General features: G+C 62.1%; 6 protein-coding genes. All 6 read left to right on the top strand.

Features of this window, described 5'->3' with window-relative positions; translation table 11 throughout:
* The first annotated feature begins 311 nt into the window (after positions 1–311).
* The 6 genes from ACVWNW_RS07055 (at position 312) to ACVWNW_RS07030 (ending at position 16,402) form a co-directional block, all read left to right on the top strand.
* Positions 312–518, top strand: coding sequence for a hypothetical protein (locus ACVWNW_RS07055; protein WP_454481933.1), 207 nt, complete (start codon positions 312–314; stop codon positions 516–518).
* Positions 445–4,125: an RCC1 domain-containing protein gene (locus ACVWNW_RS07050; RefSeq protein WP_454483426.1), complete on the top strand. Its 3,681-nt coding sequence runs from the start codon at positions 445–447 to the stop codon at positions 4,123–4,125. The genes ACVWNW_RS07055 and ACVWNW_RS07050 overlap by 74 nt, the downstream gene beginning before the upstream one ends.
* A 332-nt stretch (positions 4,126–4,457) precedes the next feature.
* A complete protein-coding gene (locus ACVWNW_RS07045; RefSeq protein ID WP_454481931.1) occupies positions 4,458–8,339 on the top strand; it encodes an RCC1 domain-containing protein in 3,882 nt (1,293 codons plus the stop codon).
* Positions 8,340–8,674: 335 nt separating this feature from the next.
* On the top strand, positions 8,675–8,881 hold the full coding sequence (locus ACVWNW_RS07040; RefSeq protein ID WP_454481929.1) for a hypothetical protein: 207 nt from the start codon (positions 8,675–8,677) through the stop codon (positions 8,879–8,881).
* 193 nt (positions 8,882–9,074) lie between these two features.
* Complete coding sequence (locus tag ACVWNW_RS07035) at positions 9,075–12,476, top strand: RCC1 domain-containing protein (RefSeq protein WP_461196364.1); 3,402 nt, start codon at positions 9,075–9,077, stop codon at positions 12,474–12,476.
* Positions 12,477–12,787: 311 nt separating this feature from the next.
* Positions 12,788–16,402: an RCC1 domain-containing protein gene (locus ACVWNW_RS07030; RefSeq protein ID WP_454481927.1), complete on the top strand. Its 3,615-nt coding sequence runs from the start codon at positions 12,788–12,790 to the stop codon at positions 16,400–16,402.
* Positions 16,403–16,514: the final 112 nt, after the last annotated feature.

The following is a 16,514-nucleotide window of genomic DNA, read 5'->3' as shown; positions in this document are numbered from 1 at the left end:
GGCCGCATCCCAAGACGGCCCGGCCAACCAGGGTGGCCCCGCCAATCCCCCAACACAACGGAGCCACCCATTCTTTCCGTCCACCCGCCTGTCTATGAGGTCCAGCAAGCACAAACCGGCGGCCCCTCCTGCTGCGCAAGGCCGACCTTCCTGGGCTCGTCTCCCATAGGCTGCGGCTGAGCCGTGCGTGGGCATGGCTGGTGTCGTGATAGAATTGTTGCAGATTGTGGCTGGGATTGCGCCCGGCCACCGGCGGGGAGCCGGTCTGGGGAGTTCAGGATGCGCAGTTGCGTCTCCTGTGGAAGGGGTTCATGCCTATCATGCGTCAGCATCCGTACACGCACAGCCGTCCGGCTATGGCCGTCAGCCTGATGCTGGCCGTCATCCTGCCTGCCAGCCTGATCGCCGGGGGCCTTGCCGCAGCCGACACGGCCGACAGCGAGCCTGGCATGGCCGCCGCGCCGGCCATGCCAGGAGGCACCGGGGGGGGGGGGTCGTCAGACCCCTCGCGTAGCTAAGCAAAACCCCGGCACTTCCACCAGTGACGCAACACCTACAACCACACCGGCCACACCACCAACATTCCAGTCACCCCTGGCCACCCCATCACCCCTAAACACAACATCCCCCCTCGCACCCAAACCAGACAACAGCGACGAAGGCAAGACCGCCGACAGCCAACCCCAAACACGCGCAGCATCCTACACCGTCACCTTTAAAAGCGACGACAACACAATCTTCAGCCAACAGACCATCCCCAGCGGCCGACAGGCCGCCAGGCCCGACAAGGACCCAAGCAGGGACGGCTACCTGTTCGACGGATGGTTCACCGACAAAATCGCCTACGACTTCACCCAGCCCGTCACCAAAGACACCACTCTGACCGCCAAATGGACCAAGGCGACCAGCTCCTGGAGCCTATCCCCCATTTCCGGGCCAGCAGAAGGAGACACCAGGATCACCCTCACCCCGCCCTCTACACGTGGTTTGCGATTCAGTCGAGCCACTACGGGATTGAGCTTTGCCTTGGCATTCGGCTCGGACGGCAACCTATACAGCTGGGGTTACAACGACAGCGGCCAGTTGGGACGCAGCACCAGTTCCAGCTCTCCAGCAGACCGGCCAGGCATCGTCACCCCGCCGACAGGCATCCACTTCACCCAAGCCATTGCAGGAGACTACCACTCTTTGGCCATGGGCTCGGACGGCAACCTTTACAGCTGGGGGTTTAATTATTATGGACAGTTGGGACGCAACTCTAGTTCTAGCTCTCCAGCAGACCGGCCGGGCATCGTCACCCCGCCGACAGCAGGCGTCCACTTCACTCAATTCTGTGCAGGAACACACCATTCCATGGCCATGGGCTCGGACGGCAACCTCTACAGCTGGGGGTTGAACGATTATGGCCAGCTGGGCAACGGCAATGCCGACACTAAACCTCATGCCACTCCAAGCAAAGTAACCCCACCGGACGGGGTAACGAAATTCACCAAAGTCAGCGCTGGAGGCAACTACTCCTTCGCGTTCGACGCAGACGGCAACCTATACAGCTGGGGAAGGGACGACCACGGCCAGCTAGGACTCGGCATTGGAGGCTTACAAGAAAATAGACCCGGCAAAGTGACTCCTCCGGACGGGGTCAATTACTTCTCCATGGTAAGTGCAGGAAGCTACCACTGCCTTGCGCTGGGTTCGGACGGCAACCTTTACAGCTGGGGATGGAATGACTACGGCCAGTTGGGCCGCGACACCAGCACCACACCAGAGAACAAGCCAGGCAAAGTGCGCATGCCGACAGGCGTCAAGCAGTTCACCCAAATCAGCGCAGGAAATGGCTTTTCACTGGCAATAGGATCAAATAACATCCTATACAGCTGGGGGTGGAACAATAACGGCCAGCTCGGCAACGGCAATAACGACGACAACGACCGGCACGTCACACCAGGCACAGTGATTATGCCGACAGGCATTGGGGGCTTCGCACAGATTATCGCAGGAGGCTACTTTTCCCTGGCTCTAGGCTTGGATGGCAACCTTTACAGCTGGGGATGGAATGACAACGGCCAACTGGGACGCAACATCTACAGAACACCTAACGCTAAGCCCGGCATGGTCGACTTCCCCAAAAAGCCGATTCCCACCAGTGTTAAGTTCGACGGCACGGCGGGAACCAACTTGGTCGCCAACGCGGACGGCACATGGAGCGTGACAACGCCCGCGCACCCGGATGGCCGAGTAGACGTAATTGTCTCTTGGAGCCTGAACGGCCGGCAACCTGACGCACACCTGACTTACGCATACAAAGGTATCCGATATACGGTCATATACGACCCTAGCGATAGCTCGTCCACAACCACAAAGCAGGAGATCATCAAAGGCGACCAAGCCAAGCGCCCTGTGACCGATCCTGTTAGGGCCGGATGGTTGTTCGATGGCTGGTTCCTCAAGGATGCCGAGGGCAAATCCGATGTGGCGTATGATTTCAGCCAGCCGGTCACCGGAGACATCACCCTGGTCGCGCATTGGAGCCCCGCAAACACCGGCGGCTGGTCGATCAGCCCAGACAAGGGCAACGTGCTGGGCGGTCAGCAGACGACCATCACCCCGCCCAAACTCGGCCGCGGCATCCGCTTCAACCAGGTCAGCGCCGGTGGCTATGAAATCGGAATGGCCAGTGGCTTTTCGGTGGGCGTGGCCAGCGACGGGAACGCCTACGCCTGGGGCAGCAACCAGTACGGCCAGCTGGGCCAGGGCAGCACCAGCAGCAGGCGGCAGAAAACGCCGGTCAGGGTCCCTCTGCCGGCTGGCGTGGATTCCAGTTTCACCTACAAACAGGCCGTGGCGGGTGGCTACCACGTGCTGGCCGTCGGCAGCGACGGCATCGTCTACAGCTGGGGGGCCAACAACCGCGGTCAGCTGGGCGACGGCACCACCAGCGACCGTTCCAAGCCGCTGCCCGTCAAGGGTGCGGACGGCCAGCCCTTCAAGGCCGTCCAGGTCAGCGCCGGCGCCTACGACTCGGCGGCCATCGACCTGCAGGGGCGCGTCTACACCTGGGGCAGTGAATGTAACAGCGGCGGCTCATACAGCCTGTCTAGATCAACCCCAACCCTGGTTCAGAATCCGAGTGGTTCGAACGAGGGGCTGCAAGCAGTCCAGGTTGCCGTCAAATGGAGCTTCATCATTGCACTGGACAAGAACGGCACCGTTTATGCATGGGGGTACAACGACTACGGGCAGCTCGGCAACGGCACTAGTGACTTCTCCTATACGAACCAACCCACGCCAGTACAATACCCAGGCAAAACAGGTCAGCCCCTCCAAGCCAAACAAATCAGCGCAGGAAGCTGGAGCGCTCTGGCCATTGATACGACCGATACAGTCTGGGCATGGGGATGGAATGATCGGGGTCAGCTCGGCAACGGCTCCACTGCCGATCGTCAGTACAGCCCCGTTCGGGTACAAGATCCCACAGGCACCAATCAAGGATTCCAAGCCAGCCAAATCTGTACTGGAACGAATCACACCCTGGCCATTGACAAGGAAGGCACAGCCTGGGCCTGGGGGGACAACGGCTACGGTCGGCTCGGCAACGGAACCGTCAAAAACGCTCGGACACCGACACAGATAAATGGCTTTCTGCAACAGAACAATGCCGACGCGGGATTCAAAGCTGCACGCATTAGCGCCGGAAGCCAGCATTCCCTTGCGATCGGCCGGGACGGCAACGCCTACAGCTGGGGCGACAACCAGTACGGCCAGCTCGGCACCGGAAACGACACGGCACGGAGCAGCAACCCGACCCCAGTGCCATTCAATTCGCTAGTGATCACCGGTGTCAAGTTTGACAAGACAGTGGTGAACCCCCTGCAGCAGAATTCTGACGGATCCGTCTCTTTTGCTACGCCTGTCCACAATCCTGGACAGGCTGATGTGATCGTGGACTGGACCCTGGACGGCATCAGCCAGACCCAGGCGCACCTGGCCTACACCTACGAAGGTGTCCTGCCCCTGACGGGCGGCAACGGCAGCATGATCCTCCTGCTCGCCGCCGGGCTGCTCGCCGCAGCCGGCGCCGTCGCAGCCGGACGCCACCGGCGGGAAACCCGCGCCCTGCAGGCCTAGAATCTTCACCCGAGTAAGCGGCTGGACTAAACCCCAAGTTAGCCCAGCCGAAGGGTGGCCCCGCCAATCCCCCAACACAACGGAGCCACCCACCTCTTTGCATTCACCCTTTATACCCCTCTCTGGAATGAGTCAATAAGGTGTGAAGCGGTCTTCATATAGTGTTCAGCCAAGCAGCCCGGCAGGCTGGCTGACGGGCGCTTGGAGCATGCGAACGAACCGTGGTAGCATTTGTTATAGGTTGGGATTGTGTCTGCCATCTATCGGGGGAGCCAGACCGGGGGAGTTCCAAGTACGCGGCAACAGTTCCTGGGAAGGGGATCATGCCGATCATGCGTCAGCATACGAACACGCACAGCCGCAGGGCCATCCTCGTCAGCATGTTGCTCGCCATTATCCTGCCAGCCAGCCTGATTGCCGGAGGACTCGCCACAGCCGACACAGCCGACAGCAGGTCCGCTACGGGCGTCGGCGCGCCCGCCATACCGGAAAGCACAGGCCAGGAGGGCCGTCACACCCCCGGTATGGACCAGCAAAACCCCGGCGCCACCCCCGCAATGCCCACACCAACCCTGCCGGCCGGCCCCAAGTCGCCGCTGCCCTCACCCTCGCCCCTGGACACCGCATCCCCCCTCACCAGCGCCCAGGCCACGCCCGACAAGCCCGACAAGCCCGGCGACACCGGCATCAAAAGCAAGGCCACCGACAGCCAGCCCCAGACGCGGGCAGCCTACACCGTCACCTTCAACGACCCCGACGGCAAAACCAACACGCCCTCCCAGAGCGTCGCCAGCGGCGGACAGGCCTCCAGGCCCAAGGACCCGAGCAGGGACAGCTACCTGTTCAACGGATGGTTCACCGGCAACACCGCCTACGACTTCAGCCAGCCCGTCACCGGCAGCATCACCCTGACCGCCAAATGGACCAGGATAACCAGCTCCTGGAGCCTCAAACCCACCTCCGGGCCAGCAGAAGGAGGCACCCGGATCACCCTGACCACGCCCACCACATCCGACATACGCTTCAGCCACATCGAAACAGGAAAAGACTTTGCCCTGGCCATGGGCTCCGACGGCAACCTCTATAGCTGGGGAAACAGTGAATATGGCAAACTGGGACGCGACACCAGCACAACGCCAGCCGACCGGCCAGGCATCGTCACCCCGCCGACAGGCGTCAGCTTCACCCAGACCAGCGCAGGACTAGGCTTCGCCCTGGCCCTGGGATCGGACGGCAACCTCTACAGCTGGGGAGGCAACACCAACGGCCAGCTGGGACGCACCCCCACCAGCACCACGCCAGCCAACCAGCCAGGCAAAGTGACCATGCCGGCAGGCGTCAGGCAATTCACCCAGATCAGCGCGGGATACGCCCACTCCCTGGCCCTGGGATCGGACGGCAACCTCTACAGCTGGGGAGGCAACACCTACGGCCAGCTGGGACGCACTATCAGCGACACCACACCAGCAGCAAGTCTACCAGGCATCGTCACCCCGCCGACAGGCGTCCGCTTCACCCAGTTCAGCGCAGGAAACGGTTATTCCCTGGCCCTGGGATCGGACGGCAACCTCTACAGCTGGGGAAGCAACAGTACCGGGCAACTGGGCATAGGAGTCGATGATTATAATTCACATAACGCGCCGAAGAAAGGGTCCATGCCGACAGACGGCACGAAATTCACCCAGATCAGCGCAGGATACTATCATTCCCTGGCCATAGGATCGGACGGCAACGTCTACAGCTGGGGCGACGGCTCCCTAGGTCAGCTGGGACGCACCATCACCAACACCAACACCAACACCAGCACGTTGTACGACGGTACGCCGCTCAAAGTGAATTCGCCTGTAGGCGTCACACGATTCACCCAGGTCATCGCAGGTGGCGATAATTCCCTGGGCTTGGGATCGGACGGCAACTTCTACAGCTGGGGAGACAACACCTACGGCCAGCTGGGACGCACCCCCACCAGCGCCACGCCAGCCAACCGGCCAGGCAAAGTGACGATGCCGGCAGGCATTACAATCACCCAAGTCAGAACGGAAGGCGGCTATTTAGGCGGCTTTACCCTGAGCTTGGGATCGGACGGCAACCTCTACAGCTGGGGAAGCAACAGTACCGGGCAACTGGCACGCACCCCCACCAGCGCCACGCCAGCCAACCGGCCAGGTATGGTCGCCTTCCCCGAGTCTCCCAGGCCGACCGGCGTCAGCTTCGGCGGGACAGCGGGCACGAATCTGACGGGCAACAAGGACGGCACCTGGAGCGTGACCACGCCCCCGCATGCAGGAGGCAAGACCGACGTGGCCGTTTCCTGGAGCAGGAACGGCCAGCAGCCCGACGCGCACCTGGACTACACCTACATCAACCCCCACACGGTCACCTTCGACAGCGACGGCGGCAATCCGGTCCCGGACCCGCAGCGGATCACCATAGGCAAGCAGGCCACACGCCCGACCAGCAGCCCGGCCAAGGACGGCTTCCTGTTTGACGGCTGGTTCATCAAAGACACCAAGGGCGGTTCCAAGGTGGCGTATGATTTCAGCCAGCCGGTCACCGCTGACATCACCCTGGTCGCGCATTGGAGCCCCGCTAACACCGGCGGCTGGTCGATCAGCCCAGACAAGGGCAACGTGCTGGGCGGTCAGCAGGCAACCATCACCCCGCCCAAACTCAGCCGCGGCATCCGCTTCAGCCAGATAAGCGCCGGCGGCTACCAGTCCGGGGGTTCGCCCGGCTTTTCGGTGGGCGTGGCCAGCGATGGGAACGCCTACGCCTGGGGCAGCAACCAGTACGGGCAGCTGGGCCAGGGCAGTACCAGCAGCACTCCGCAGAAGACACCGGCCAGGGTCCCCCTGCCCGACGGCGTGGCCTCCGGGTTCACCTACAAGCAGATCGCGGCAGGCGGGGCTCACGTGCTGGCCATCGGCTCCGACCAGACCGTCTACGCCTGGGGCGCCAACGACCACGGGCAGCTGGGTGACAACACCACCACCGGCCATTCCAAGCCGCAGCCAGTCAGGGGTACGGACGGCCAGCCCTTCAAAGCCACGCAGATTAGCGCCGGCGCCTACGACTCGGCAGCCATCGACCCCCAGGGGCGCGTCTACACCTGGGGCAGCGAAGGAAACAATCGCTACACCTACAGCACGTCCAAACCGACCCCGACCCTGGCCAGGGATCCCAACGGCTCCAGCCAGGGGCTGCACGCGGCCCAGGTCAGCGTCAACTGGGGCTTCATCATGGCCTTGGGTACGGACGGCAGCGTATACACGTGGGGATACAACAACTACGGGCAACTCGGCAACGGCCAAAGCACAGGAGATGGCAGCACCACGTACGCCGCCGACCCGGCACGCGTGCCCGATCCCAAGGATGCCAGCAAGACCTTCAAAGCCGCGCAGATCAGCGCCGGAGGCTTCCACGCCCTGGCCATCAGCCAGGACGGCACAGCCTGGGCATGGGGGTACAACGACTACGGGCAGCTCGGCGACGGCACGGAAATTAGCAGGCCCACGCCCACGCAGGTAGGAAACCCCACAAACTCCAGCCAGCCATTCCAAGTCGCGCAGATCAGCGCCGGCGTAATCCACTCTCTGGCCATCGACAAGAGCGGTGCAGCCTGGGCATGGGGAAGGAACACCAACGGCCAGCTCGGCGACAACACCACCAGCAACCAGCCCACCCCCAGGCGCGTATCGCCGCCCGCAGGCCAGGGCAACGCCGGCACCGGGCTCGCAACAGCACGAATCAGCGCAGGACGAGGCCAATCCCTGGCCATCGGCCAGGACGGCAACACGTACGCCTGGGGCGACAACCAGTACGGCCAGCTCGGCAACACCAGCATCCCCACAGGAGAATACGTAGACGCTGCTAAAAGCCTCGTACCAGTACCAGTAGCACTCGATCCACAACTGCTGATCACCGGCGTCAAGTTCGACAAGACGGCCGTGGACCACCTGCGGCAGAATGCCGACGGATCCGTCACCCTGGCTACGCCTGTCCATAATCCTGGACTGGCCGATGTGATCGTGGACTGGACGCTGGGCGGTGCCGGCCAGCCCCAGGCGCACCTGGCCTACACCTACGAAGGCACCCTGCCCCTGACGGGCGGCAATGGCAGCATGATCATCCTGCTCGCCGCCGGGCTGCTGGCCGCAGCCGGCGCCGCCGCAGCCGGACGCCACCGGCGGGAAGCCCGCGCCCTGCACGTCTAGAATCCTCACCCGAGTAAGCAGCCGGGCCGCATCCCAAGACGGCCCGGCCAACCAGGGTGGCCCCGCCAATCCCCCAACACAACGGAGCCACCCATTCTTTCCGTCCACCCGCCTGTCTATGAGGTCCAGCAAGCACAAACCGGCGGCCCCTCCTGCTGCGCAAGGCCGACCTTCCTGGGCTCGTCTCCCATAGGCTGCGGCTGAGCCGTGCGTGGGCATGGCTGGTGTCGTGATAGAGTTGTTGCAGATTGTGGCTGGGATTGCGCCCGGCCTCCGGCGGGGAGCCGGTCTGGGGAGTTCAGGATGCGCAGTTGCGTTTCCTATGGAAGGGGTTCATGTCTATCATGCGTCAGCATCCGTACACGCACAGCCGTCCGGCTATGGCCGTCAGCCTGCTACTGGCCGTCATCCTGCCTGCCAGCCTGATCGCCGGGGGCCTTGCCGCAGCCGACACGGCCGACAGCGAACCTGGCATGGCCGCCGCGTCGGCCATGCCAGGAGGCACCGGGGGGGGGGGGTCGTCAGACCCCTCGCGTAGCTAAGCAAAACCCCGGCACTTCCACCAGTGACGCAACACCTACAGCCACACCGTCCACACCACCAACATTCCAGTCACCCCTGGCCACCCCATCGCCCCTGACTACAACATCCCCCCTTGCGCTCAAACCAGACAACAGCAACGAAGGCAAGACCGCCGACAGCCAACCCCAAACACGCGCAACAACGCAATACACCATCAAGTTCACCGATCCTGAAGGTGGATCCACCACACCGGACCAGCACGTCGCCAAAGGCATCCAAGCCCAAAGGCCAAACGATCCGGCTCGTCCTGGATACGCATTCGACGGCTGGTTCACCGACAACGTGGCCTACGACTTCACCCAGCCCGTCACCAAAGACACCACTCTGACCGCCAAATGGACTAAAGATTGGAGCATAAGCCCAGTCAAGGGGCTCACAGCCGGCGGCACAAGAGTGGTCCTGACCCCTCCTCCTTCACGTGGAATCCGCTTCGGCCATGCCAGCGCAGGAAACTCAAATTCCGCGGCCTTGGGGTCGGATGGCAGCATATATAGCTGGGGAGGCGAGTCGGGGCGAGACACCAGCGGCCTATCGGCCAATCAGCCAGGCATCATCACCCCTCCGGCCGGCATCCAAAAATTCACCCAAGTCAGCGCAGGAAACGACTATTCCTTAGCGGTCGGCTCGGACGGCAACATCTACAGCTGGGGAGACAATACGACAGACCAGCTAGGACGAGACACTAGCAAAGCACCGGCAAACCGGCCAGGCATCGTCATTCCGCCGACAACAGGCATCCGCTTCACCCAGGTCAGCGCAGGGGCATGGCATGCCCTGGCCGTGGATGAGAACGGCAACATCTACAGCTGGGGAAGCAATACCAAGGGAGCACTGGGACGAGACACCAGCACCACGCCAGAAAACCGGCCAGGCATCGTGACTTCGCCGACAACAGGCATCCGTTTCACCCAGGTCAGCGCAGGTACTTTCTTTTCACTTGCCATCGATTCGGACGGCAACCTGTACAGCTGGGGAAGCAACGGCGATGGACGGCTGGGACGCACCCCCAGCAGCACTACGCCAGCAGACCGGCCAGGCATCGTTGACCCACCTGACGGAGTCACATCATTCACCCAGGCAAGCGCAGGAAAACTCTTCTCCATAGCCATCGGATCGGACGGCAACCTGTACAGCTGGGGAAACAACGATAGCGGCCAACTGGGACGCGACACCAGCACCACGCCAGAAAACAAACCCGGCAAAGTATCCATACCAGAAAGCAATCAAAACATCATCCAAGCAAGCGCAGGGCTATCTTATTCCCTGGCCGTCGATTCGCACGGCAACCTGTACAGCTGGGGCGACAACACCAGCGGCCAGCTGGGACGAGATGCCAGTAGCACACCAGGAAAAAAGCCAGGCAAAGTGCCACCCCCGACTGACAGAGTCAGCTTCGCTCAAGCTAGCGCAGGTGTGGCCTCTTCCCTGGCCATGGGATCGGACGGCAACCTGTACAGCTGGGGAAACAACGATAGCGGCCAACTGGGGCGCGACACCACCAAGTCTTCCGCCACCAAGGCGGGCGTGGTCGGCTTCCCTGAGAAGCCCAAGCCGACTAGTGTCAGCTTCGACAAACTGCCAGGAACGAGCCTGAATTCTAACACTGACGGTACGTGGAACGTGACAACGCCCGCGCATCCGGAAGGACAGGTAGACGTAGCCATCTCTTGGAACATGAATGGCCAGCAGCCCGATACGCATCTAACCTATACGTACCAAGACATCCGATATACAGTCACATTCGACACCGCAGATGACTCACCAGCGCCAGAGAAACAACAGATGATCAAAGGCGGCCGGGCGAAACGTCCGTACCCTGATCCGCAGGCGGTCGGCTTCCTGTTTGATGGCTGGTTCCTCAAGGATGCCAAGGGTGATTCCAAGGTGGCGTATGATTTCAGCCAGCCGGTCACCGCAGACATCACTTTGGTCGCGCATTGGAGCCCCGCCAACACCGGCGGCTGGTCGATCAGCCCAAGCAAAGGCAACGCGATGGGCGGCCAGCAGACCACCATCACCCCGCCCAAGCTCAGCCGCGGCATCCGCTTCAACCAGATAAGCGCCAGCCTTGATATGGGTGCCTTCTCCGTGGGCGTGGCCAGCGACGGGAACGCCTACGCCTGGGGCGCCAACGACCAGGGCCAGCTGGGCCAGGATCCAGACAAGACGCCTACGCAGAAGACGCCGGTCAAGGTTCCCCTGCCTGACGGCGTGGCCTCGGGTTTCACCTATACGCAGGTCGCGGCAGGCGGCTACCACGTGTTGGCCATCGGCAGCGACGGCATCGTCTACAGTTGGGGGCTCAACGACCATGGCCAGCTGGGCGACAACACCACCACCGAGCGTTCCAAGCCGCTGCCTGTCAAGGGAGCGGACGGCCAGCCCTTCAAGGCCGTCCAGGTGAGCGCCGGCTCCTCCGACTCGGCAGCCATCGACCCGCAGGGGCGCGTCTACACCTGGGGCAGCGAGCAGTACATGCTATTCAACAGCAGCCCCCGGCTGACACCGACCCTGGCCAAGGACCCCAACGGCTCCAGCGAGGGGCTACATGCGGTCCAGGTCAGCGCCAAATACAGCTTCATCATGGCCCTGGACGCGGACGGCAACGTATACACGTGGGGATACAACAACTACGGGCAGCTCGGCAACGGCACATCCACAGCAGATAAAGACCCTACATACGCCGCAGACCCGGCACACGTGCCAGACCCCAAGGACACGAGCAAGGCCTTCAAAGCCGCGCAGATCAGCGCCGGAGGCGACCACGCACTGGCCATCGGCCAAGACGGCACCCTATGGGCATGGGGAAAGAATGACGCTGGCCAGCTCGCCCATAGCGGGTATGAGGATCAGTCAACTCCCGTGCAAGTGCAGAGCCCCAAGGACTCCAGCCAGGGATTCAAAGTTGCATGGATCAGCGCCGGCATAAGCCAAACCATAGTCGGCGACGAGAACGGCACAGCCTGGGCCTGGGGATACAACTACCTCGGGCAGCTCGGCACCAACAACAACGACATGATGAATAATACGCCCGCGCAGATGTCGCTCCCTGCTGGTCAAGACAACCCAGCCAGGGGATTCACACCCGCACAAGTCAGCGTCGGAGGCGGCCATGGCCTGGCCATCGGCCAGGACGGCAACGCGTACAGCTGGGGCGACAACGAGTACGGCCAGCTTGGCAACACCAGCATTCCCACAGGATATGTAGACGCTGCTAAAAGCCGTGTGCCGGTACCGGTAGCGCTCGCGCAACAATTGATCACCGGCGTCAAGTTCGACAAGACAGCCGTGGACCACCTTGTACAGAACTCTAACGGATCCGTCACCCTGGCCACTCCCGCTCACAGTCCGGGGCAGGCTGATGTGATCGTGGACTGGACCCTGGGCGGCGTCATCCAGACCCAGGCCCACCTGGCCTACACCTACGAAGGCACCCTGCCCCTGACAGGCGGCAACGGCACCATGATCCTCCTGCTCGCCGCCGGGCTGCTCGCCGCAGCCGGCGCAGCCGCAGCCGGATGCCACAGGCGGGAAACCCGCATCCAGCACGTCTAGAATCTTCACCCGAGTAAGCAGCCAGGTCGCATCCCAAGACGGCCCGGCCAACCAGGGTGGCCCCGCCAATCCCCCAACACAACGGAGCCACCCATCTCTTTTTTACCCCTTCCTAGACAGAAAGCCTTACAATCCGGAATTTGACATAACATTTTTTACTTGATTTATCCGGGTGTTGCTTCCGTTTTGGCCCGACCCTATATGCTAACGTTTGTCTAGCTACCGGGAATGTGCCCGGCACGCAGTCGATGAAAAACTTGGGATTTTCATCATTTGACCGCCTTATCTTGGGAAAGGGGTTTGTAGCGATCATGTGCCATCCGGACGCATCTTCCCGGTCAGCCACTGTTGTAGACCTTTTGAAGGTCATCGTCATTCTTCCAGCCAGCATGATTATCGGCAGCCTCACTGCGGCTGACGCCACCGCGAAAACAATCAACCCACCCCAGCCGACCAAATTGGAAGAAACCGCAACAGGCCAGCAAAAAGACGCATCCTTCAGCACAGCAACCCCCGTGGTCACACCCACGCTGGCGACTGCGACATCCGGCCGTCCGCAAACAGCCTCAACCTCGTACCAGGTCATCTTCGACAGCGCTGACGGCAGCAACGTCGACTCGCAGACCATAGCCGAAGGCACCCAGGCCAGCCGGCCCGCCAAGGACCCAACCAGGGAGGGTTACCTTTTCGACGGCTGGTTCACCAAAGACGCCTACGGCGACTCAAAGGTGGCCTACGACTTCACACAGCCGGTCACCACAGACCTGACCCTGATCGCCCACTGGACCAAGGGAACCAGCGCCTGGAGCCTCTCCCCCACCTCTGGGAAAGCCACAGGAGACACCAAGATCACCCTGACCCCGCCCACCAAACCAGAGATACGCTTCAGCCATATCATCCCAGCAAAAATAGAAGGTTCCCAGGCCATCGGTTCGGACGGCAACCTCTACAGCTGGGGAGACAACAACTACATACTGGGAACCCCTGAAGAAGAAAAGCGCACGCCGAGCCTTATCACTCCGCCAGATGGTGTCCACTTCACCCAGGTCAGCACAGGCTACTACCACTCCCTGGCCATCGGTTCGGACGGCAACCTCTACAGCTGGGGACACAACAGTTACGGCGAACTGGGGCGCGAGACCGTAAGCAAGTCCCCGAAAGACGACCCCGAGATAGACAATCAGCCGGGCCTGGTCACTGCCCCGGCCGGCGTCCGCTTCACCCAAGCCTGCGCAGGAAAATGGCATTCCCTGGCCCTAGGATCAGACGGCAACCTCTACAGCTGGGGAGAAAACAAGCACGGTGAACTGGGGCGCGACACGGGTTCGGCCGCATACGACGTCAAGCCAGGCCAAGTGCCTATGCCAGCAGGCATCACGAAAATCACGCAGCTCAGCGCAGGAACCTTCTACTCAATGGCCCTCGACTCGGACGGCGATCTCTACACCTGGGGGGACAACAGTTATGACGAACTGGGACGCGACACCGCTTTGGCGGGAAAAGACGGCCAACCGGTCAAAGTGCCCACCCCGGAAGGCATCACAAAATTCACTTGGATCGCGGCCGGAGAGTGGACATCCCTGGCCACCGGCTCAGACGGCAGCCTATACAGCTGGGGATGGAACGAACACGGCCAGCTAGGACGGGACACCGGCGGTTATCCCTACCGTGACGGCAGACCGGGCAAGGTGACCATGCCGGCAGGCGTCGCAAAATTCACCCAGGTCAGCACAGAACTCAGGCATACCCTGGCCCTGGGATCGGACGGCAACCTCTACAGCTGGGGAGAAAACAATCGGGGCCAGCTGGGACGCGACACCGGATCGGCTTTATACGGCAACAAGCCAGGCAAGGTCACCGTGCCGACAGGCGTCGCAAAATTCACCCAGGTCAGCGCAGGCTATTCCCATTCCCTGGCCATCGGCTCCGACGGCAACCTCTACAGCTGGGGAGAAAACAAGTACGGCCAGCTGGGACGCCGCACCAGCGGCAACTACGACAGCCGTCCCGGCATGGTCGCCTTCCCCGAGGATCCCAAACCCGATACGGTGAGTTTCGGCGGGACGCCCGGCACCAACCTGACCGCCAACACGGACGGCACCTGGAGCGTCACCGCACCCAGACATGAGCATGGCAGGGTGAATGTGACCGTCACCTGGAAAATGAACGGCAAGCGTCCAGACGCACATCTGCCCTACAGGTACCTGGGCACTTACCTTATTGATTTCGACCCTGCCGGTGGCATTGGGTTCTACCTCCAACTCGTGACCGAGGGCGACCATGTGAAACGCCCCGCCAAGGATCCGACCAAGAGGGGCTACCTGTTCGACGGCTGGTTCACCGGCGATACAGCCTACGATTTCAGCAGGCCGGTCACCGGCAAGTTGAACCTGACCGCCCACTGGAGCAGCGCCGACACCAAGTGGAAGCTCGACAAGGCCAGCGGTCCCGAGTCAGGCGGCCAGACCGTCACACTGACCCCGCCGCTGAAACGCGGCATCCGCATCAGCCAAGTCGACGGAGGAGACCTCCATTCCGCGGCTGTGGGCTCCGATGGCAGCCTCTACACCTGGGGAGACAACAGCAGGCATGGGCAGCTGGGCCGCGACACCGCCGACAAGCAGGACAGTCATCCCGGCAGAGCGGAGGCCCCTGCAGGCGTCAACTTCGTACATGTCAGCACAGGCTATGGATTTTCCGTGGCCCTGGGCTCCGATGGCAGCCTCTATACCTGGGGAGACAACAGCCGAGGACAGCTGGGCCGTGCCGTCACCAGCAGCAAACCAGCCAACAGGCCCAACAAGGTGGAGTCCACGGCAGGCATCACCTTCACCCAGGCGAGCGCAGGCGAATCGCATGTGGTAGCCGTGGGCTCGGACGGCAACCTCTACACCTGGGGAGACAACAGCGCCGGCCGACTGGGCCGCGACACCAGCAGCATCCCGGCAAACAAGCCTGGAAAAGCCGACACTCCGGCAGACGTCACTTTTAGTAGCGTCAGTGCAGGCTGGTGCCACACAGTGGCTCTCGACACTCAGGGGAATGCGTACACCTGGGGTAGCAACACCCACGGCGAACTCGGACGCAGCATAACCAGCACTCCGGCAGACAAGCCCGGTAAGGCCGACACACCTGCAGGCATCATCTTCACCCATGCGAGCGCAGGCAGAAGCCACTCCGTGGCCGTAAGCGACGACGGCAGCATCTACACCTGGGGCAATGCCGACAATGGACAACTGGGCCGCGACACCAGTAGCACACCTGCTGACAAGCCAGGCAAAGCCAACATCCCGGCAGATCTCGCCTTCAACCAAGCCAGCGCAGGAGACGAACATTCCATCGCCTTAGGTTCCGACGGCAACCTCTACACCTGGGGAGACAACAGCCATGGGCGCCTAGGCCGCGACACCAGCAAAACCCCGGCAGACATGCCAGGCAAAACCGATACGCCGGCAGGCATCACGTTCACACAAGCCAGCGCAGGAGCATGGCACAGTCTGGCCCTGGGCTCTGACGGCAACCTCTACAGCTGGGGAGACAACACCAATGGTCAGCTGGGCCGCGACACCGGCAACACCCAGGCCGCCAGCCCGGCCATGGACAATTTCCCCGGGCAAGGCACCCCCACGCATGTCCTGTTCGACAATGTGGAAGCCCCTGACCTGACCAAGAACCACGACGGCACCTGGACGGCGACCACACCGGCACACATGCCCGGCACGTCAACCGTCACCATCGACTGGAGGCTGGATGGAGCAGCCCAAACCCCCGATACCAGCAACACGTATCGGTACACCTCCATCAGCCTGCTGCCCTCGGCAGGAGGAGGCGGCCTGCTTCCCCTGTTAGTCGCCGGGCTGCTCGCCTTCGCATGCGCTGCAGCAGCCAGACACCACCGGCTGGGAACCCTCAGCCGACAACAATAAAGACTTCTCTTGTGTAAGAAGGTCCGGGTTATCACTATCCCCAACACAAAGCCCGGACCACAGGGGTGGCCCCAACTCCCCCGACGCAATGGGGCCACCCATATACTTCCTT

The sequence above is a fragment of the Bifidobacterium sp. JNUCC 75 genome (genome assembly GCF_054819865.1).
Note: the sequence above shows the minus strand (reverse complement) of the source record. Positions and strands in the feature narration are given on the sequence as shown.

What these genes read in the sequence shown, in the direction of transcription:
- ACVWNW_RS07055 (WP_454481933.1), top strand. Translation starts at nt 312, where the DNA reads ATGCCTATCATGCGTCAGCATCCGTACACGCACAGCCGTCCGGCTATG.
- ACVWNW_RS07045 (WP_454481931.1), top strand. Translation starts at nt 4,458, where the DNA reads ATGCGTCAGCATACGAACACGCACAGCCGCAGGGCCATCCTCGTCAGC.
- ACVWNW_RS07040 (WP_454481929.1), top strand. Translation starts at nt 8,675, where the DNA reads ATGTCTATCATGCGTCAGCATCCGTACACGCACAGCCGTCCGGCTATG.
- ACVWNW_RS07030 (WP_454481927.1), top strand. Translation starts at nt 12,788, where the DNA reads ATGTGCCATCCGGACGCATCTTCCCGGTCAGCCACTGTTGTAGACCTT.